The organism is Brenneria corticis, assembly GCF_003115855.1.
Taxonomy (GTDB): domain Bacteria; phylum Pseudomonadota; class Gammaproteobacteria; order Enterobacterales; family Enterobacteriaceae; genus Brenneria; species Brenneria corticis.
In genome coordinates this window covers 33,692-54,026 of record NZ_KZ819086.1, presented here as the reverse complement: position 1 = coordinate 54,026, position 20,335 = coordinate 33,692, and the positions used below count along the sequence as shown (strand labels likewise).

Genomic DNA, 20,335 nt, shown 5'->3' with positions numbered 1-20,335 from the left:
CAACAAATACAGACCAACAGGTCAGACCTCTTATCAGTCAGCGACGGTTCCGCCGGGTTGAAAACCAGACCGCAAAACGGGATACGTTGCTGAAGTCGACGACAACGCGGGAGACACGCTATGGTTGCTGTCAGCATTCTGCTCCTACTGATTATTATCGGCGCCCTGTTCTATCACCGCCTGAATTTACTGTTGGGCAGCGCCATCCTGCTGGCTTACTTCGCCGCCATGGCGGCCATCTTGCTGTGGCCGGCGTGGCTGTTGATCCCGCTGGTGATGTTACTGATACCGTTCAACCTGCCGCCGTTACGACGCCGGCTCTTTTCGTCTTCCGCCCTCACCCTGGTGCAGAAAGTCATGCCGCCGATGTCGAACACGGAAAAGGAAGCCATCGAGGCGGGCACCACCTGGTGGGAAGGCGATCTGTTCCGCGGCGCGCCGGACTGGAAAAAACTGCACAGCTATCCGCCGCCGCGGCTCACCGCCGAAGAACAGGCGTTTATCGAAGGGCCGGTGGAAGAAGCCTGCCGGATGGCGAACGACTTTGAAATTACCCATGAGCGCGCCGACCTGCCGCCGGAGCTGTGGGCGTTTTTAAAGCAGCACCGCTTCTTCGCCATGATCATCAAAAAACAGTACGGCGGCCTGGAGTTTTCCGCCTATGCGCAGGCGCAGGTGCTGCAAAAGCTGGCCGGCGTCTCCAGCATTGTGGCGATTACCGTCGGCGTGCCCAACTCGCTGGGCCCCGGCGAACTGCTGCAACACTACGGCACCGACGAGCAGAAAGATCACTACCTGCCCCGGCTGGCCCGCGGTCAGGAAATCCCCTGTTTTGCGCTGACCAGCCCGGAAGCCGGATCCGACGCCGGCTCCATACCGGACAGCGGCGTGGTGTGCTACGGCAACTGGCGCGGCGAGCAGGTGCTGGGCATGCGCCTGACCTGGAACAAGCGCTACATCACCCTGGCTCCGGTGGCCACGGTGCTCGGCCTGGCTTTTAAACTGTATGACCCGGATCGCCTGCTGGGTGAAACGGAGGAGCTGGGCATTACCTGCGCCCTGATCCCCACCGACACCGCGGGCGTACAAATCGGCCGTCGCCATTTCCCGCTCAACATCCCGTTTCAGAACGGCCCCACCCAGGGGGAAAATATTTTCGTTCCGCTGGATTATATTATCGGCGGGCCGAAAATGGCCGGACAGGGCTGGCGCATGCTGATGGAATGCCTGTCGGTCGGGCGCGGCATCACGCTGCCGGCCAACTCCACCGGCGGGCTGAAAACCATCGCCCTCGGCGTCGGCGCCTATGCGCATATTCGCCGCCAGTTCAAAGTCTCCATCGGCAAGATGGAGGGGATTGAAGAGCCGCTGGCGCGCATCGCCGGAAATACCTATGTGATGGATGCCGCCGCCACCTTGATTACCAGCGGGATTATGCAGGGGGAAAAACCGGCGGTGCTGTCCGCCATCGTCAAATATCACTGTACCCACCGCGGCCAGCGGGCGGTGATGGACGCCATGGATATTACCGGCGGCAAAGGCATCTGTCTCGGCCCCTCCAACTTCCTGGCCCGCAGCTATCAGGGCTCGCCGATCGCCATCACCGTGGAAGGGGCCAATATTCTGACCCGCAGCATGATCATTTTCGGCCAGGGCGCGATCCGCTGCCATCCGTACCTGCTGGACGAGATGGCGGCGGCGCAGGCTAAAGACGTTGCGCGCTTTGACCGCGCGCTGTTCGGTCATATCGGGCATATCGGCGCCAGCGCGGTGCGCAGTTTCTGGCTGGGTTTAACCGACGGCCGCCTGAGCCGCGCGCCGGTCAATGACGCGACCCGTCGTTATTATCAGCGCCTCAATCGCCTGAGCGCCAATATGGCCTTGCTGGCCGACGTTTCCCTGGCGGTGTTGGGCGGCAGCCTGAAGCGGCGCGAACGTATTTCCGCCCGCCTGGGGGATATTCTCAGCCAGCTCTATCTGGCCTCCGCCACGCTGAAACGCTATGACGACGAAGGCCGCCAGAAGGCCGACCTGCCGCTGGTCCACTGGGGGGTTGAGGATTGTCTGCATCAGGCGGAGCAGGCGTTGGTCGATCTGCTGCGCAACTTCCCCAATCGCGCCGCGGCAGGCTTGCTGAGCGTCGTCCTGCTGCCGCTCGGCCGCCGTTGCCACGCCCCGTCGGACCGCCTTGACCATCAGGTGGCAAAACTGCTGCAAACGCCGTCCGCCACCCGCAGCCGTCTGGGCCGGGGGCAATATCTGGCCGCCAGCGAGCACAACCCGGTGGGGCTGCTGGAAGAAGCGCTGCGGGATATTATCGCGGCGGAACCGATTTACCAGCGCCTGTCGCAAGCCAGCGGCAGGCACCTGCCTTTTATGCGGCTGGACGCGCTGGCCGAACAGGCGCTGGCGGATGGGAATATCACCGCGGACGAAGCCAAAATATTGATCAAGGCGGAAGCGAGCCGCCTGCGTTCAATCAACGTTGATGATTTCGCCGCGCATAAACTGGCGGCTCAGCCGCAAGAGACGGCCACGCCAGAGCGGCGGGAAAAGACGCAGGCGGCGTAATGGCGCAACCAGGGCCGGACGTTGCGGCCCGTTATTGCGCGAAACGCATTTGCGCGCCCCGGCGCCTGCGTTAAACTGACGTTGTTTTCTTTAACACTGGTAATCCCCCATGGCATACATCCCGAAAAACTACGCGCGGCTGGAAAGCGGCTATCGCGAAAAGGCGTTGAAACTCTTCCCGTGGGTATGCGGGCGCTGTTCGCGCGAATTCGTCTATTCCAACCTGCGCGAATTAACGGTTCACCATATCGATCACGACCACAGCAATAACCCGGAAGACGGCAGCAACTGGGAGATGCTGTGCCTGTATTGCCACGATCATGAGCACTCCAAATACACCGACGCCGACACCTACGGTTCTACCGTGGTCGCCGGCGAAGATGCGCAGAAAGACGTGGGCCTGGCCACACACAATCCCTTCGCCGATCTGAAGGCGTTGCTGGAGAAAGGAAAGAAGTAGGCGTCATCCGACAGGGCGAAAGGAATGGGGCGTCCGAACGCCCCCAATCTGCTGCTGCCTATGCCGCGCTTTTGCGCACCAGGACCAGCAGTTCATCCTCATTGGCGATTTGCGGCGCGGCGAGAATCAACTCCCGGCCGAGGCGCAGCGCCTGACGCTGGGATTCCGCCCGCGCATCGTCGTCCTGAATGGTATCAAGATCGGCGACGTGCGCCAGCCCAATGGTGCGGCGAATCAGTTCCGTGCCGCAATAGCCGACGGCATCCCGCCATACCTGCTGCAAAAAGATCTCGGCATAGCCGGATTCAGACAACGAAGGCTCGCGGCCGCGCGCCTGATTCAACGCCAAAAAGCGCGCGGAGAAGGTGTTCCACAGCGTACGAATATCGGCAAGACGCCGCTCGCGCCCTTCCGCCGCCTCACGCGGCGCCAGCAGGCCGGGTAAACCGCAATAGTTAAGCAGCAGATTGCCGATGGCGGTTCCCACGTCGAAACCGATGGGGCCGTAAAAACCGAACTCGGCGTCAATCGCCTTTAGGCTCCCCGCCGCCACAAAAATCGAACCGCTGTGAATGTCGCCGTGCAGCAGCGCTTCCGCCTTGCTCAAAAAACGGTGTTTCAATCCGGCGACGGCCAGCTTCAGCTCTCGGTCGTCGCGCAGCGACTGCACGTCGTCCAGCAGCGCGGCGTCGAACTGGTTTCTTTCATGGTCGATATAGGGGTCGGTAAAGAACAGATCTTCGGTGATTTGGCACAGTTCGGGATTGGTGAAACGGCTTACCGCCGCTTTTTTATCATGGGGGGACTGATAAAAATCCGACGTATGAAACAGCGTTTGCGCCAGATACTCGCCCAACTGCGCGGCGGCCTGGGGATAGTGAATCCCCTGAATCAACTCGCTGCGCCAGATGCGATAGTCAGAAAGATCTTCCTGTACCATCACCGCCAGCTCCGCGTCATGGTGCAGCACCGTCACCGTATGCTGGGGGCAAAACTGCGCATGGGTCAGCAGCGTTTGCGCTTCAATACGCGCGCGATCCAGCGTCAGCGGCCAGGATTCGCCGACGCAGCGCACGTAGGGCAATGCCTGTTTGACAATCACCCGGCTGACGCCCTGGGTATCACGAACTTTAAACACCAGATTCAGATTACCGTCGCCAATTTCTTCTGCCGCGATCAGCGCCTGCGGATCGCTCACCCCGCCGTATTGACGGGCATATTCCACGGCATCCTGTGCCGTAAAGGTGCGGTAAAGTGACATTGCCAACCCCTTCTTTCTGCATTCGCTATTTTCAGCACCGAACGGTCTATGGGTATAAAAACGTTTGGACGTCTATACATCCGTTCAACATATTGGCAGAATAAGAAAATTGACGCCATAACGCAACATGGATTTAACCACTCATGCAGTCACTTAACACAACCAGTCTGAAAATCGTTGACGGCCAGCTGTGGATCCTCGACCAGCAGGCGCTGCCGCAGGAAAAAAACTGGCGCCCCTGCCCTGACGTTACCGCGCTGGTTGAGCATATTCAGGCGCTGCGGGTGCGCGGCGCGCCGCTTATCGGCCTTTCCGCCAGCCTGCTGCTCGCCCTGCTGGCGGAACAAGGGCTGACCCGGCCGCAGTTGGCCGACGCGCTGGAAACGCTGCGCGCCGCGCGCCCTACCGCCGTCAATCTGATGAATAATCTGGATCGGATGAAACAGGCGCTGGCGCAGCCGCAGTTCGCCCCGGCGATGGCGCGGGAAGCGCTAAGATTGGTGGAGGAAGACCGCGCCCTGTGCGAACAGATAGCCGATTACGGCGCCGCGCTGGTCAAGCCCGGCAGCCGCCTGCTGACCCACTGTAACACCGGCGGGCTGGCGACGGCCGGCATCGGCACCGCCATCGGCGTACTGCTGCGCGCGCATCAGGCGGGAAAAGTGGCGCAGGTGTGGGTGGATGAAACCCGGCCATTGCTGCAGGGCGGACGCCTTACCGCCTGGGAGCTGGGCGAACTGGGCATTCCTTATCGGCTGATTTGCGATTCGATGGCCGCCGGCCTGATGGCGCAGGGCCAGGTCGATGCCGTATGGGTGGGCGCGGATCGCATCGCCGCCAACGGCGATGTCGCCAACAAGATCGGCACCTACAGCCTGGCCGTACTGGCGCGCTACCATCAGATCCCATTCTACGTCGCCGCGCCGCATACCACGCACGACCCCGACTGCCCGGACGGCAACGCCATCCCGATAGAACAACGCGCCGCGGAGGAGGTCACCGGCGTAGCCGGCGGTTTCGGCCGCTGCCAGTGGGCGCCGCACAACGCCCCGGTCTACAACCCGGCTTTCGACGTTACGCCGGCGGCGCTGATCAGCGGCTGGGTGCTGGATACCGGCGTGGTGACGCCGCAGGCGGTGCAAGATGGGATATTTCGCTCAGCGTTGCGCTAAAGGGAAAGATAATCGATATCACAGATTGGCATCAGACCTAAGCTTATTAAGCTTGTTACAAAGGAGCGCGTACTGATGCCTCAAACATCGTCTGAATATCCCGGTCAGCCTCATCGAAACGGTGATCGATAGCGATACAATGCTCATACCCGCCCGGCGCCCTGTCGCCTTGCAATACCGGTACAAGCTGGACATAAGGTTTACCCGCCTTGGCGATAATCACCGTCTCGCCCTCCGCGGCCTTATCCGCAAGCAGGCTTAACCGGGACTTGGCTTCATGCATATTAACCTGAACCGTCATATTACCTCCTTAGCTAGATTAGCTAAGTAATAATCAGGCAACCTCAAAGCGCCAGTCAAACTGGCGCTTGAGGCATTATCGTCGTAACAGCGCGGGATCAGCCCGCCAATTTCGGATACGCATCGGCAATCTTGTCGCCGGTGAAATGCGCGATCCAGCCTTCCGGGTTGTCGAACAGGCGGATGGCGGTGAAATGCGGCTCCGGCCCCATATCAAACCAGTGCGCGGTGCCCGCGGGAACGGACAGCAAGTCGTTTTTCTCGCACAGGATCTGGAAAATCTTTCCTTGCAGATGCAGGCAGAACAAGCCGGCGCCCTCAACGAAGAAACGCACCTCATCCTCGTTATGCGTGTGCTCGGAGAGAAACTTGGCGCGCAGCTCCGCGCGCTGCGGATTGTCCGCCCGAATGCTGATGACGTCGACCGACTGGTAGCCTTTTTCCGCCACCAGCCGCTCGATGTCGTGCTTATAGGCCGCCAGCACCTCCTCGGAGGAGGGATTGGCGCTTAACGGCTGCGTCGCCTGCCAGCGTTCAAACCGCACGCCGATATCGTCCAACTGCTGACGGATGGCCTGCGCTTCCTGGCTTTGCCAAATCGGTTGGCCGGCGTCGCTATCGCTAAAGATGGTCAGTGCGCTCATTGGGAATACTCCTCTACATCGATCTGGTCAAAACGTGTCACCTGGCGGTGACGGCTCAAATCATCAGCATCACCGCGGATCAGCTGACAGGTGTGCCATCCGGCCTGCTGCGCGGCATCCAGCTCCTGACGAATATCCGACAGGAACAGCAGTTCTCCGGCGGGCAAACCGATGGATTGGGCGATGGCGCGGTAGGACGCCGCTTCACGCTTGGCGCCGACGCGGGTATCGAAATAATCGCTGAACAGCGGGCGCAGATCGCCCGCTTCGCTGTAGCCAAACAGCAGTTGCTGCGCCTCCACCGATCCCGATGAATAGACATACAGCCGGATGCCCTGGCGCTGCCAGTCAGCCAGCTGCTGCGCCGCGTCCGGGTAAATATGACCGCGGAAATCGCCGTTGTGATAACCGCTGCGCCAGATAATGCCCTGCAACAGCTTGAGCGCCGTTGATTTGCGGTCCTGATCCATAAAGCGGTGCAACGCCGAAATCAAAGCGTCGTCGTCCGCATCCGGCGCGTCCAGCTCCTGGCGCAGCAGCGTCAACGCATGCGCAATCTCTCCATCGTCGCCCTGCTGGCGCACCGTTGCCGCCAGCCGCTCGCGGGCATAGGGAAACAGCCGGTCATGGACGAAACGGATATCGCTGGTGGTGCCTTCAATGTCCGTCACTATCGCCTTAATCGCACGGTTCTGGCTCATTTGGCCTCCAGCAGCAGACGTTGCAGTTCGCACTGAAACAGGAACTCCAGCCCTTCAAGATGGCGTCGCGCCTCTTGCACGCCGTCGCCCCAGCAATAAAGGCCGTGGCCGCGCACCAGAAAGCCGTAGCGCAGCGGCGTTTGCTCCGCGCGCGCCGCCACTTTCCGCGCCAGCGCCGCAATATCCTGATCGTTATCGAAGATGGGGATCGTCACGGCATCCAGGTGGCTTTTCTGTCCCGCCAGCGACTTCTGCATTTCATAGCCGTGCAGCACCAGCTCCGCGCCGGCGATCGCCCTGGAGAGCACGGTCGCATTGACCGAGTGGGTATGCAGCACCGCCCCCGTCTGCGGGTAAGTGCGGTACAGCAGGGTATGCAGCCCGGTTTCCGCGGAAGGCGTACGCCCGCTGGGCACATGGTTGGTGGCGATGTCCACCAGCAGGAAATCCTCCGCCTGTAAGCTGCCTTTGTCCTTGCCTGATTCGGTAATCAGGCACTGCCGCTCATCCAGGCGTACCGACATATTGCCGCCGGTCGCCGGACACCAGCCCTTCTGCCCTATCCAGTGACAGGCGGCAAGCAGCGCCGCACGTTGCAGGTTTTCTGTCATTGATACTTCCTGTTTTTATAGGTACTTAGTACCTTTAGTTATGAGTTAGCACTTAAAGGAATTTAGCCGTTTATACGTCCAAGCGGCTTGATTGCCAAATACTAACATCGTGATATATTGGCAGACAATACAGGCTTGCAGGAGTCCTTACCAGTCATGAGCGCCGCCCTTATTCCCGAAAGTAAACTGCCCTCCCTCGGCACCACCATTTTTACCCAGATGAGCATGCTGGCTTTGCAGCATAAGGCCATCAATCTATCGCAGGGCTTCCCAGACTTCGACGGTCCCGACTATTTGCAGCAGCGCCTGGCGTATCACGTCGGTCAGGGCGCCAATCAGTATGCGCCGATGACCGGCGTCGCCCCGCTGCGCGCCGTCATCGCCGAGAAAACCGCCGAACTTTACGGCTGGCGGCCGGACGCCGATAGCGAAGTCACCGTCACCGCCGGCGCCACCGAAGCGCTGTTTGCCGCCATCACCGCCCTGGTTCGCCCCGGCGATGAAGTGATCTGTTTCGATCCCAGCTACGACAGCTATGCCCCCGCGGTGGAGCTGGCCGGCGGCGTACTGAAACGCCTGGCGTTGCAGCCCCCGGCCTTTCACGTCGACTGGGCCGAGTTCTCCACGCTGCTTAGCGAACGCACCCGCCTGGTGATCCTCAACACGCCGCACAACCCTTCCGGCACCGTATGGCGGCGGGAGGATTTTCAGCAGCTGTGGCAGGCCATCGCCGCGCACGAAATCTACGTGCTGAGCGACGAAGTGTATGAGCATATCTGCTTCGCCGCAGAGGGACACGCCGGCGTGCTGGCGCATCCGTCGCTGCGTCAGCGGGCCATCGCGGTTTCCTCGTTCGGCAAAACCTTTCATATGACCGGCTGGAAAGTCGGCTACTGTGTGGCCCCCGCCGCGCTGAGCGCCGAAGTACGCAAAATCCATCAGTATCTAACCTTCTCCGTGAATACGCCGGCCCAGTTCGCCATTGCGGATATGCTGCGCGAGCACCCCGAACACTGGCGCACCCTGCCCGACTTTTACCGCGCCCGCCGCGATCGTTTCGTCAATGCGCTGGCGGAGAGCCGGTTTGAGCTGTTGCCCTGCGAAGGCACCTACTTCCTGCTGGCGGATTACCGCGCCATTTCCGATCGGGATGACGTCAGCTTCTGCCGCTGGATGACCGAAGACGTGGGCGTGGCGGCGATCCCGCTGTCGGTATTCTGCGCCGAGCCGTTCCGGCACACGCTGATTCGGCTATGCTTTGCGAAACAGGAATCCACTCTGAATGCGGCGGCGGAGCGCTTATGTCGACTTTAAAAATCACCCTATTGCAACAACCCCTGACCTGGCAGGACGCCGAGGCCAACCTGAAGCACTTTGATACGCAGTTGGCGGAGATTACCGGGCGCGACCTGATCGTACTGCCGGAGATGTTTACCAGCGGTTTTTCGATGGAGGCGGCGAAGAGCGGCGTTGAGCAGTCGGTGGTGGAAAAGTGGCTGCATCGGTGGGCGCAACGCAATAACGCGCTGGTCGGCGGCAGCATTGCGGTACGGACGCCAAAAGGCGCGGTAAACCGCTTCCTGCTGGTCTCGCCCCACGGCGACGTTTACCATTATGACAAACGCCACCTGTTTCGTATGGCCGATGAGCACCATCACTACCAGGCGGGCGCGGAGCGGACCGTTATCGAGTGGCGCGGCTGGCGGATTTGCCCGCTGATTTGTTATGACCTGCGCTTCCCGGTGTGGTCTCGCAACCGGCAGGATTACGATCTGCTGCTGTATGTGGCCAACTGGCCGGCGCCGCGCGCGGCGCACTGGCAGACATTGCTGGCGGCGCGGGCGATAGAGAACCAGGCGTACGTTGCCGGCTGTAACCGCGTGGGCGCCGACGGCAACGGCCACAGCTATCGCGGCGACAGCCTGATCGTCAACGCGCAGGGGGAAATCCTGACTTCCGCGCCGCCGAACCAAGCCGCCCGGCTGGATGCGGAGCTGTCGCTGGAGGCCCTGCAAAGCTACCGCGAAGCTTTCCCCGCATGGCGCGACGCCGACCGCTTTTCGCTGTAAAGCGTCAGCGCCGGCGTCAGCGGCAAGGCAGCGATGACGCCGGCGCGTCGAGACAGATATCATCTTCCTCGGCGCGCAGCGCCAGCCGCTGGATGATGTCCTGGCGCAACAGATATTTTTTGATTTTTCCCGATGCCGTGCGCGGCAGCGCGTCGACGATAACCACCCATTCCGGGTATTTGTATTTGGCGACCCGTTTGCGGCTGAAGAAAGCGATCACCTCTTCCAGCGTCAGCGTCTGGTAAGGCGCTTTCAGGACCAGATAGGCGCAGGAACGCTCTCCCAGACGCGCGTCCGGCATGGCGACCACCCCCGCGTCGCGCACGCGCGGATGCTGCAGCAGAATCTCTTCCACCTCCCGGCTGCTGATATTCTCGCCGCCGCGCACGATGATATCCTTTTTCCGGCCGGTGATTTTGATGTAGCCGTCCTCATCCATGCGGCAGAGATCGCCGCTGTAGTACCAGCCATCCTGATCCAGCGCGCGGGCGGTCAGTTCCGGTTCGTCCAGATACCCCATAAACACGTTGGGACCGCGGGACGCCTCTTCCCCCTCTACGCCGCGGGGCACCGTTTTGCGCGCCTTGTCGACGATCTTGATTTCCACGCCTGGGGCGGCGGTGCCGTCGGTGTTGATCACCCGGGAAAGCGGATCGTCGAGCTTAACCACCGCATGGGGCGAACTTTCCGTCGCGCCGTAAACGCTCAGCAACTTGATGCCGGCCTGTAAACAGTCGCGGCTGATTTTTTTCGGGATGGTGGTGCCGCCGCACAGAAAGAAACGCAGCGAAGAGAGGTCGTAGTGGCGCTGCTGCACGCAACACAACAGGTCGTAGACAAAAGGCGTGGCCCCCATCACGCAGGTGCATTTTTCCCGCTCCAGAAACGTCAGGCACTCCGACGGATTAAAAATATCCAGCAGCACGCTGCGCGCGCCGATGATAAAGGGCGCGGTGACGCCGTGCAGAAAGCCGGTGGCATGGGCCAGCGGCGCGGGCATCAATATGGTGTCCAGCCAGCTCAGGTTCAGCGTCGCGCAGTAGGCGCGTTCGCTGGCGACAATATTGTTATGGGTGAGCATAACGCCCTTGGGCACCCCTTCCGTACCGGAGGTGAACAGCACCGCGGCCAGTTCGTCGCCGTGCGTCCTGACGGGATTTTCCAGCGGGGAATAGTCTTGCAGCAGCTGGCTGAGCGCCGGCGTCGAGTCGGCGGGCGCCAGCTTATCGACGGCCACCACCCGCTGTAGATGCGGCAGTTGAGAACGCAGCGGGACGATCCGCTCCAGCGGACTGGCGTTTTTGAACAGGGTCGGGGCGAACAGAACCCGGGCCCGGCTCTTGTTAAGCGTCCAGATAAGTTCCGTCTCGCGGTAAGCGGGCAGCAGCGGAACCGAAACCGCCCCGGTTTTCAGGCAGGCCAGATAGATAATGGTGAATTCGCACCAGCCGGGAAGCTGAAAGGCCACCCGGTCGCCGGGCCGGATGCCCGCGTCCAGCAGGTAGGCGGCCACGCTTCCCGCCGCGCGATCCAGTTGCGCATAGGTGTATGACGCCCCCTGATTGTCGAGGACGGCGATCTTTTCCGGCGCGGCCTTAACCGACTGATGCCAATAGTCGGCGAGCGACGCGTCTCCCCAGTAACCCTGTTGTCGGTAATATTCCCTGCGCGCCGCGTTAAATTTTATCGTGACAGTCATTCGCGTTATCCCGGTCATCAATAACAACCGTGCAGTGCCGTTTATCGTTAATAGCCGACATATCGCCTAGCTCGAGGGCGCCGTCGGCCGCCAGATTTCCCCGTTCTAAGGGATTAGCCGAAACGGAACTCGATACCGAAAGTGCCCTGCGGGTATTCCCACTTCTCCAGAATGGTATCGCCGCACAGTACCCGGCAGGTGCCGCACTCCAGGCACCCCGCGTAGTCGAAATGGATATTGCCTTCGTCGTCCTGTTTATACAGGCCGGCGGGACAGGCGTGCAGCAACAGGCGGAACTGTTCCGCATCCGGGTTATCAACCAGTACGATGTGCGGGTTGCTTTCATCCACCCGGAATTTATCGACCCCCAGTTTCACATCCACATTTACCGTTTTGTCGTCGTTCATAGCGCGCCCGCCCCTTTAATGCCGTCTTTCAGCAGATTCATCAGCCCCACCTGTCTGGCCCGTTTCACTATTTTTGTCCGCAGGGGTTTAGCGGGACTGCCGTCAATAATGAACATATCGCTCATGATGTCGGCGGCCATGCGCGGGTATTGGTCGAACAGGCGGGGAGTTTCCATCAGCGCCGGCAGCTTGCGGTAGTGATGCATATCGCGCAGCACAAAGCTCTGCTCCAGCTTTTTACGGTATCCCGCCAGCCCGCCGGCGGAGAAATCCTGCTGGTTTTTCGCCTCAATGGCGGTCAACGCAGCCGCTTCCGCCGAGGCGACGGCCAGATCCATACCGCGCACGGTATAGCCCAGATTCAGACACATCCCCGCCGCGTCGCCGACGATCATCACCCCGTCGTCCGCCAGCGGCGGCACCATCGCCAGGCCGCCTTCCGGCACCATATGCGCGGAATACTCCAGCAGTTCGCCGCCCGCAATCAACGGGCGGATGGCGGGATGGCGTTTAAAATCCTCCATCATCTGCGGTACGCTTTTACTGGCGCGCGCCATATCGCCCAGGCCGCAGACCAGCCCCAGCGACAGCGTATCCCGATTGGTGTAGAGGAAACCGCCCCCCATCAGGCCGTTGGACGGCGCGCCGGCGAACAGCCAGGCCGCCCCTTCGCCGGCGGAGAGGTTAAAACGGTCTTCTATCTGCGACGACGACAGCGAGATCAGCTCTTTGACGCCCACGGCATAGTGATGGGGCGACGGCGGCGGCACCATGCCGATAGAGCGGCCGAGAAGCGAGTTAACGCCGTCGGCCAGAATAACCACGTTGGCTTCCAGCGCATCGTCGCCGGCCTGTACGCCGGTCACCCTGTTGCCTTCCCGCAGCAGCGCATCCACCCGGACGCCGGGAATAAACTGCGCCCCCGCCGCCTCGGCTTTTTCCATCAGCCAGGGGTCGAACAGGTTGCGAAGCACTGTGTAGGAGGCTTGCGCCGGACTATCCGGCCGCTGGCTATGGAAATCCAGCGTGACGGCGCTGTCGTCGGTGAGAAAGGAGATTTTCTCCCTGGCGACCTTGCGTTCGACCGGCGCCTCTTGCGCAAAACCCGGCATAATCTTCTCCAGGCTGTGGGCGTAAAGGCGCCCCCCGGTCATATTCTTACTGCCCGCGGAATTGCCGCGCTCGATGACCAGCACCTCCAGCCCGGCTTGCGCCATGATATAACCGGCGACGCAGCCCGCCACGCCGGCACCGACCACGATGGCATCGAATTTTTCTTCCGACATGCTGTTGCTCCCCGGCCCGCGACCGTTTTTGTGGGGCGGGCCGTTTATTATTATCGATTTAGCTGTTCAATCAGGGCCGGCACGACCTTGTAGATATCCCCCACCAGGCCGTAGTCGGCGTACTGGAAGATCGGCGCGTTCTTGTCTTTATTGACGGCGACGATGATCCTGGCGCCGTTGCCGCCGACCATATGCTGGATCTGCCCGGAAATGCCCAGCGCCAGATAGAGATCGGACTTCAGCAATACGCCGGACACGCCGATATAGCGCTCGCGCTCCATCCAGTGTTCGCCCTCGGCGATCGGCCGCGAACAGCCCACTTCCGCCCCCAGAACGCTCGCCAGCGCCTGCACCATGCGCAGGTCGTCCTGCGCCACCAGACCGCGCCCCACGCCCACCACGCGTTTGGCTTTGCTCAGATCCACGCTGCTCAACGATTTGCTGCGGCGCTCCTTGCACAGGATCTCCTGGCGCGGCGCGACATAATTCACCTGGCGGACAGGGCTGGGATGAGCGGAATCGGCCGGTGCGGGCTCGACGGCGCCGGGAGCCAGCGTGACAACGGCAACCGGGGTATTGATTTTTTCCCGGCCGAAGGCCAGACCGCCGTACATCCGGTGTTCGGCATAGGCGGCGTCATCGTCGACGCTGAACGACGTAACGTCGTTGACCACCGCCGCATCAAGCAATACGCCCAGTCTGGCGGCCAGCGCCTTGCCGCGTTTGGTCGCCGCCAGCAGGATAAGCGTGGCGGGCCGCTGTTGCGCCGCGGGTTTCTCGATAAGGGAAACCAGGGTTTCCGCATAGTTTTCCACCCGCTGCAGGGCGGACTTCTCATCCAGCACGTAGAGCGCATCCGCCCCCAGCGGCTGAACGGACGGCACGGCGTCGGCCGTGGGCAGCAGTACGTCGACGCGTTCGCCCCACTGCCGGGCGCCGCTCAACAATTCGGCGTAGCGATCGGGGTTGTCGCTGAACACCCATACGTTGGCTAATTTACTCATGATTGTTTTTCTCCGTTGCGGGTTAGTTCAGCGCTTTTTTCAGGTGTTCCGCCAATTCAGCAACCGCTTCCGGCGAGTCACCCTCAATAATGACGTGTTTACGTTCCGCCTGCGGCGGCACGTGGATTTGGGTCAGTTCGGTATAGGGGGCCGCCGGCGACCAGTCGATATCGCCGCCCTGCCAGTGCGTGACCGGTTTTTTTCCCGCGCCGAGGATGGCTTTCATGGAGGGAATTTTCGGCACATTGATATCCGAAGTGACGCAGAGCGCGGCCGGAAGCGTCAGTTCCAGCACTTCCACTTCATCTTCCAGAGTGCGTTCAACCAGGACGCGGTTATCGACCAGCTGGATATTGCTGACGGCATTGACGGTGGGAAGCTGCAACAACTCGCCCACCAGCAGTCCGACCTGCTGGGCGTACAGGTCGCCGGAGCCTTCGCCGAACAGCAGCAGATCGAAGCCGATCTTGCGGGCGGCGGCGGCCAGCGCCCGCGCCGTGTCATAAGGCAGCGCGTGCTCCAGTTTTTCGTCCTGAACCAGATAGAGTTCCTGCGGGCCGCGCGACAGCACGTCTTTACGCACCTTGGTGTTGTCCAAAAACTTACCGCCGGCGCTGAGCGCGACGACCCGATCGTCGTCGCCGGCCAACTGTACGGCCGCTTCAATGGCATTCAGATCGAACTGGCTGATTTTGGCATCGGCACGCTCAAAACTGAGCGTCCGCTGCGCGGTAACCACAATGTCTTGCTCTTCGGGAACCAGCTTGAAGCAGGTTATTATTTTCATGATCTCTCCTATCGGCAATAACGGATATCTGGGATAGCAGTGAAGGCTTCCGAAACAGAATGAAGGTTTCGTAACGACAAACCCCATTTATCTCAGAGGGATATACAAAATTGTATGGTGATATAGTGATACGGCGGCGCGGGAAAAACGACATGATAATATGTTTTAGTTACCAACTATCTTGCAAAAAAAACAGGCTGACGATTAACGTTGGTTAATCATTTATTCTTATTCTCTCCGTGAGGTTAATAGGTAAAAAACAGCATAGCGTTAAACATGAAATTAACACTAAAAGACGCATAGAAATATCAGGATGTGATACGTATCATAAATACTCGAAAAAAATCTTTAGCGAGATCGATAAAAGAAAAAAACAACTTTGCATTGTAAATTCGATGTATCTATTTTGTATATTATGAGTCAATTCATGATATGAAATAGAAAAAATAAAGGGCTCAAGCGCGGTAACGACCTGGCGTTTTATGCTGCTTTCCGGTTGACGTACTATCTTGCATAGCATACAAACAATCTTGTTTGGAGGCGCTGATTTCGTGCTATACATTGTCATCGGTTGCTATATCGCACCCTTAATAATTGGCTTACACCTTACGGTTAAATGTGGAGGTAGTCATGTATCAGCGTTGGTTTGACGATAAAGCGGACGCCATTTTTGAAAACGGACGAACCCCTAAGCTATCCCGATTCGTCATTAGCGACGACCCCAACTGGGAATCCGGTCATCATGTGCATGAAGCCGAAACCGAACTGATCTACGTAAAAAAAGGCGTGGTCAAACTGACCATCGACTCATCGAACTACGTCGCCAGAGCTGGCGATATCGTGGTCATTGAGCGCGGCAGCCTGCACGCCGTGGCTTCTGACGCCGCATCGCCCGCCACCACCTATACCTGTGCGGTTTATGGCTTCAAGATTAACGGACTGGAAGAAAATCGCATCATGCGGCCAAACTGTTGTCCGGTGGTATCGGCGCTCAAAAACAAAGAGGTGATAACCAGTATTTTTCAAGAAATCAGCATTACCTTCCCCCAACAAAAGAACGGTATCCCATCATCGGTTTATGATGCTTTTGGCTATGTGCTGACGGTGATGTTTTACGAGAACTTTAAAAGCGCGTATCGCACCGACTCCGGGCAGATAATCAAAGACGCTCTGGTTAAAGATATTCTGGTTTATTTAAATAATAATTACCGGGAAAGAATTACTCTGGAACACCTGGCGAAAAAATTCCGCGCCAGCGTGAGTTATATCTGTCATGAATTTACCAGAGAATATCATATTTCGCCCATCAACTACGTTATTAAACGTCGAATCACCGAAGCGAAATTTGCATTAACCAATACGGAATTATGCCTGAACGAAATTTCTTTCCGCGTCGGGTATGATAATGTCGATCACTTCACAAAATTATTTATTCGCCATGTCGGCTGTTCCCCCTCGGAATACCGGAAACAGTTTAAAAGCGATCTGAACGGGCCGGAATATACCGCGGAATTCGACCAGAAGCCGGAAGTATTGATTTAACTATAATGCCGCGATACAACGCAATCAGTTCACCCCGCCAGGCGTGAACTGATTACTCATCATGACTACTTATTCTGATAATCCTTCAAGATCTGGCGCCCGGCGATATAGATCATAATCTCATCGGTGCCGCCGCCGATTCGTTCACAACGCACGTCGCGCCAGAATCGGGAAACGCGGGCATCATCGGTATAGCCCAGCCCGCCCATGATTTGTATCGCGTCGTCAATAACTTCAAGGGCGGTGCGGGCGCAATACAATTTGCACAGCGCGGCGCTGGTTCTCAACGACTGCCGCATATCCGCCTGCCAGGCCACTTTCAACACCATATTGCGCATGTTTTCGGTTTTGATGGCCATCAGCGCCAGCTTTTCCTGAATCATCTGATTATGGCCGATGGGCTTGCCGAACTGAATGCGCTGGTTGGCATATCTGGCGGCGTCTTCAAATGCGCACTCGGCGAAACCGGTGCTGCGGGCGGCATTAATCAGGCGTTCCATTTCAAAGTTATACATCACGTTCAGGAAGCCCATGCCTTCTTCACCGACCCTGTCGCTCTCCTCCACCTCGACATTGTCCAGGTAAACTTCGCAGGTGCTCAGCATATGCCAGCCAATCTTGCGCAGCGGATTGATTTTGATGCCCGGACGATTCGACTCAACCCACCACAGGGTAAACGCCTTTTTCGGGTCCTGCGGCGCGGGATCCCGCGCCAGCACCAGCATATAGGGGTACTCTTTCGCCCCGGTGATAAAGGTCTTCTGGCCGTTCAAATACACTTTGCCATTCTTGCGCGTGTAGGTGGTGGTGGCGCTATTGTTATCCGAACCGGCGCCGGGTTCGGTGAGGGCCAGCGCATAGGCGGGGTCGCCGGTGGCCAGGGTGCTTTCCGCCGTTTTCCGCAGCTGTTCCGGCGAACCGAACCGCAGCATACTGTGAATGCACTGCCCGTTGGTGATCAGAAATGCGGGAGCGCCGCATTTTGACACCTCCATCAGCGCCAGCATTTGCGTCACATAGTCGGCGGGAATGCCGTTATATTCCTCCGGCACGCCCAGCAGGGAAATACCGTTGTCGGATAGCGCCTTCATAAATTCTTTGGGATAGGTGCCCGTCTGGTCGCAGGTTCTGAAATATTCTTCCGGGAAATCACTGGTAATGAGTTCCCGAATACTGGCCAGCAGCAACTCTTGCTCTTCGGTTAAACCAAAGTTCATATTCTGTACTCCTGTTGTTAGTTACCTTCAGGTAAAACAAATCCCATGGCCCGGTCGTAAAACATTCTTTCATCCATTAACTTCAGGTCACTGGATATAATCGGCTGGAAGTCCATTTGCGCTAAAATATCTCTGTCCAGGTCGACGCCGGGGGCAATTTCAATCAAGTGCAAGCCATCCTGTTTTAAGGTAAATACCGCGCGCTCGGTGATATAACGCACATCCAGCCCGCGCTCCAGGGCGATTTTTCCGCTGAAGGTGACCTCCGGTATTTGTTTTATAAATTTCTTGACCCTGCCCTCCTGGACTATTTTCAGTTTCCCTTCGCCGACGTCGGTTTTTAAACTGCCCGCGGTTAAGGTTCCGCAAAAGATGATTTTCTTCGAGGTGGCGCTAATATCGATAAAGCCGCCCGTCCCCATAATTTTGCCGTTGAATTTATGCACGCCGACATTACCCTGGCTATCCACTTCGGCGAAGCTCAAATAGCAGACGTCCAGCCCGCCGCCGTGATAGAAGTCGAACTGCGAGGTCATATCCAGAATGGCGCGCGTATTGACGTTGGCGCCAAAGGCGACGCCCTGGGTGGTGATGCCGCCGATAGGGCCGGTCTCCACCGTCAGGACGAAGTCGTCGGCGCAGCCCTCTTCTCTGGCGACCAGGCCGATACCGTCCGCGATGCCGACCCCGACGTTACCCACCGCGCCTTTGCGCATCTCAAACAGGGCCCGCCGCGCCACCAGCTTGCGCTGATTGAGCGGGATAGCCATTTGGGCGCTGTCATCCAGCACGAAGTCGCCGGAAATAAAGCGGTTAACCGGCGCGCCGCCGTAAAGCTGCGTTTGCGCCGGATCGACGACGACGATATCCACCAGATAGCCGGGAATTCTCACCGATTTGGGATGCAGCGTGGCCTTTTTGACCATCTTCTGTACCTGCATCATCACAATGCCGCCCTGGTTATGCACCGCCTGGGCGATAACCAGGGCGTCCAGATACATCACCTCATCTTCAAAAGAGGCGTAGCCTTCGCTATCGCAGGTCGTGGCGCGGATAAAGGCGACGTTCGGCGCGATGGCCTTATAGAAGAGGTATTCCTGCTTATCGATTTCCACCAGTTTGATCAGATCTTCCCTGGTCACTTCATTGAGTTTCCCGCCCTGCTGCCGCGGGTCGACGAAGGTGCCGATGCCGATATTGCTTAAAATACCGGGCTGGTGAGCGGCCGAGGCGCGGATGGCCTGGGTCAAAATGCCTTGCGGATAGTTGTAGGCGCTAATCTTGTTCTGTTCGGCCAGGTCGGAAATACGCGGCGATTGACCCCAATGACCGCACAGCGCCCATTTGACCAGCCCTTCCTGAGCCAGCGGGCTAATGCCTCTTTCCGCCCGATCCCCCAATCCCGTCGGGCTGATTAAGGCAAGATTACGCGGCGACTGGCTGGTTTTATAGCGCTCGGCCAAGGCGGTAATTAACGTGGTCGCTTCAAGAATTCCCCCGCCGGCGCCTAATACGCAGAGCGTCGCTTCATCCGGAATATAATTGACCGCCTCTGCGGCAGATAATACCGGGACCCTGCCATTTATTCTTTGCGGTTTTTCCAATTTCATAGGTACTCCTAATCATGACCGAATATACCCAATAACTTTTCAGATGCAGCAAGCCAACACACCTGCCGCTTGAATGCCAACGGGTATGGCTGTTTATTCAGGAACCCGGACGGATTCCTGTTTAAGGTTTAAATAAACGCGGTTTTATGATTGATGTAATATATTTAAAACGGCCCTCAAATCTTTAATTGCGATCTGCCCTGGAGCCGACGCTTTTTTCAACGCGCCAAACGTTGCCGCCGACCCGAATACTTCGCCCGATAAGCGTGAAATAATGCCCGACTGCGCCATAGACATGGTAATAATGGGGCGGTCGGCATATTTCTCATACATTTCCAGCGTAGCGGCCAATAGCGTCAGGACATCGTTTTTGTTTTGCGGCATCAGGGCGATTTTTGGAATATCGGCCCCCAGCTGCTGCATTTTGCGCAAACGGCCGACGATCTCCTCTTTAGGCGGCGTTTTATGGAAATCATGATTGGAGACAACGACTTTCACCCCGCGGGCATGGGCATGGGCTATCGTCGCCCCGACGGCTTGATCGCCGGTAAAGAGCTCCAGGTCGATCATGTCCACCAGGCCGCTATCAATTATCTTTTGATTCAGGGCAATATAATCATCGGACGAGATCTCTTTCTCCCCCCCTTCCTTGGCGGTGCGGAAGGTAAAGAGGATCGGCCGGTGGGGAATGATGCCGCCGAGCTGGCGAGCCGCGTCAATCACGCTGTCGATATTCGCCACATCGGCAAAATGATCGCTACGCCACTCCAGAATATCGAAGTCGAAATCGCGGTAATATTCCGCTTCCGACTTCACCGCCGACACGTCTTTTCCCATCAATGAGACGATAATTTTGGGCGCGCCCTCGCCTATCACCACATTTTTCACTGTTACGGTTTTCATTCTTTTCCCTTCCATTAATGCCTTACGGCCATAAATACCCACCGCGCATCCGCCGTTCAGGCGCGACTCTTTGGCGATGAGAGAGGCGACA

19 protein-coding genes are annotated in these 20,335 nt (G+C 58.4%); 6 read left to right on the top strand and 13 right to left on the bottom strand.

The window, feature by feature from the left end; genetic code table 11:
* The first annotated feature begins 120 nt into the window (after window positions 1-120).
* Together fadE and yajD are read left to right on the top strand one after the other, a co-directional pair.
* Window positions 121-2,571 (top strand): acyl-CoA dehydrogenase FadE, encoded by a 2,451-nt coding sequence (fadE, locus tag DDT56_RS16960; protein ID WP_136167617.1) that lies wholly within the window; start codon window positions 121-123, stop codon window positions 2,569-2,571.
* A gap of 109 nt (window positions 2,572-2,680) precedes the next feature.
* On the top strand, window positions 2,681-3,031 hold the full coding sequence (gene yajD / locus DDT56_RS16955; protein ID WP_136167616.1) for an HNH nuclease YajD: 351 nt from the start codon (window positions 2,681-2,683) through the stop codon (window positions 3,029-3,031).
* Window positions 3,032-3,089: 58 nt separating this feature from the next.
* Here the strand turns inward: yajD and mtnK are convergent, their stop codons facing one another.
* A complete protein-coding gene (gene mtnK, locus DDT56_RS16950) occupies window positions 3,090-4,292 on the bottom strand; it encodes an S-methyl-5-thioribose kinase (protein WP_136167615.1) in 1,203 nt (400 codons plus the stop codon).
* Window positions 4,293-4,435: 143 nt separating this feature from the next.
* On the opposite strand from mtnK, the gene mtnA reads away from it, so the two are divergent.
* A complete protein-coding gene (gene mtnA, locus DDT56_RS16945; protein ID WP_136167614.1) occupies window positions 4,436-5,464 on the top strand; it encodes an S-methyl-5-thioribose-1-phosphate isomerase in 1,029 nt (342 codons plus the stop codon).
* 55 nt (window positions 5,465-5,519) lie between these two features.
* On the opposite strand, the gene DDT56_RS16940 is transcribed toward mtnA, so the two are convergent.
* From DDT56_RS16940 to DDT56_RS16925, 4 genes are all read right to left on the bottom strand, one after another.
* Window positions 5,520-5,765, bottom strand: a complete 246-nt coding sequence (locus DDT56_RS16940) for a type II toxin-antitoxin system Phd/YefM family antitoxin (protein WP_136167613.1) — start codon at window positions 5,763-5,765, stop codon at window positions 5,520-5,522.
* A gap of 97 nt (window positions 5,766-5,862) precedes the next feature.
* Window positions 5,863-6,408, bottom strand: coding sequence for a 1,2-dihydroxy-3-keto-5-methylthiopentene dioxygenase (locus DDT56_RS16935; RefSeq protein ID WP_136167612.1), 546 nt, complete (start codon window positions 6,406-6,408; stop codon window positions 5,863-5,865).
* The gene (mtnC, locus tag DDT56_RS16930) at window positions 6,405-7,109 is read right to left on the bottom strand and encodes an acireductone synthase (protein ID WP_136167611.1); all 705 of its coding nucleotides are present in this window, start codon (window positions 7,107-7,109) and stop codon (window positions 6,405-6,407) included. The genes DDT56_RS16935 and mtnC overlap by 4 nt, the downstream gene beginning before the upstream one ends.
* Window positions 7,106-7,720 (bottom strand): methylthioribulose 1-phosphate dehydratase, encoded by a 615-nt coding sequence (locus DDT56_RS16925; protein ID WP_136167610.1) that lies wholly within the window; start codon window positions 7,718-7,720, stop codon window positions 7,106-7,108. Before DDT56_RS16925 ends, mtnC begins: the two co-directional genes overlap by 4 nt.
* Window positions 7,721-7,876: 156 nt before the next feature.
* Between DDT56_RS16925 and DDT56_RS16920 the strand changes: the two genes are divergently transcribed.
* Both DDT56_RS16920 and DDT56_RS16915 read left to right on the top strand, forming a co-directional pair.
* Window positions 7,877-9,034 (top strand): pyridoxal phosphate-dependent aminotransferase, encoded by a 1,158-nt coding sequence (locus DDT56_RS16920; protein WP_136167609.1) that lies wholly within the window; start codon window positions 7,877-7,879, stop codon window positions 9,032-9,034.
* A complete protein-coding gene (locus tag DDT56_RS16915; RefSeq protein ID WP_136167608.1) occupies window positions 9,022-9,789 on the top strand; it encodes an amidohydrolase in 768 nt (255 codons plus the stop codon). The genes DDT56_RS16920 and DDT56_RS16915 overlap by 13 nt, the downstream gene beginning before the upstream one ends.
* Before the next feature lie 16 nt (window positions 9,790-9,805).
* Here the strand turns inward: DDT56_RS16915 and fadK are convergent, their stop codons facing one another.
* The 5 genes from fadK to DDT56_RS16890 all read right to left on the bottom strand — a co-directional run bounded on the left by fadK (window position 9,806) and on the right by DDT56_RS16890 (window position 14,972).
* Complete coding sequence (gene fadK / locus DDT56_RS16910; protein ID WP_136167607.1) at window positions 9,806-11,488, bottom strand: medium-chain fatty-acid--CoA ligase; 1,683 nt, start codon at window positions 11,486-11,488, stop codon at window positions 9,806-9,808.
* A gap of 113 nt (window positions 11,489-11,601) precedes the next feature.
* Window positions 11,602-11,895, bottom strand: a complete 294-nt coding sequence (locus tag DDT56_RS16905) for a ferredoxin family protein (RefSeq protein WP_136167606.1) — start codon at window positions 11,893-11,895, stop codon at window positions 11,602-11,604.
* On the bottom strand, window positions 11,892-13,181 hold the full coding sequence (locus tag DDT56_RS16900) for an FAD-dependent oxidoreductase (RefSeq protein ID WP_136167605.1): 1,290 nt from the start codon (window positions 13,179-13,181) through the stop codon (window positions 11,892-11,894). The genes DDT56_RS16905 and DDT56_RS16900 overlap by 4 nt, the downstream gene beginning before the upstream one ends.
* Window positions 13,182-13,231: 50 nt before the next feature.
* Window positions 13,232-14,185 (bottom strand): electron transfer flavoprotein subunit alpha, encoded by a 954-nt coding sequence (locus DDT56_RS16895; protein ID WP_136167604.1) that lies wholly within the window; start codon window positions 14,183-14,185, stop codon window positions 13,232-13,234.
* Between the two features lie 22 nt (window positions 14,186-14,207).
* Window positions 14,208-14,972 (bottom strand): electron transfer flavoprotein, encoded by a 765-nt coding sequence (locus DDT56_RS16890; RefSeq protein WP_136167603.1) that lies wholly within the window; start codon window positions 14,970-14,972, stop codon window positions 14,208-14,210.
* 630 nt (window positions 14,973-15,602) lie between these two features.
* Here DDT56_RS16890 and DDT56_RS16885 point away from each other — a divergent pair.
* Window positions 15,603-16,514 carry an AraC family transcriptional regulator gene (locus DDT56_RS16885; protein WP_136167602.1) on the top strand — a complete coding sequence of 304 codons (912 nt, stop codon included), beginning with the start codon at window positions 15,603-15,605 and terminating at the stop codon, window positions 16,512-16,514.
* A 65-nt stretch (window positions 16,515-16,579) separates the two neighbouring features.
* On the opposite strand, the gene DDT56_RS16880 is transcribed toward DDT56_RS16885, so the two are convergent.
* The 3 genes from DDT56_RS16880 to aroD form a co-directional block, all read right to left on the bottom strand.
* Complete coding sequence (locus tag DDT56_RS16880; RefSeq protein WP_136167601.1) at window positions 16,580-17,731, bottom strand: acyl-CoA dehydrogenase; 1,152 nt, start codon at window positions 17,729-17,731, stop codon at window positions 16,580-16,582.
* Between the two features lie 17 nt (window positions 17,732-17,748).
* Window positions 17,749-19,341, bottom strand: coding sequence for an acyl CoA:acetate/3-ketoacid CoA transferase (locus tag DDT56_RS16875; RefSeq protein ID WP_136167600.1), 1,593 nt, complete (start codon window positions 19,339-19,341; stop codon window positions 17,749-17,751).
* Window positions 19,342-19,485: 144 nt separating this feature from the next.
* The gene (aroD, locus tag DDT56_RS16870; protein WP_136167599.1) at window positions 19,486-20,244 is read right to left on the bottom strand and encodes a type I 3-dehydroquinate dehydratase; all 759 of its coding nucleotides are present in this window, start codon (window positions 20,242-20,244) and stop codon (window positions 19,486-19,488) included.
* Window positions 20,245-20,335: the final 91 nt, after the last annotated feature.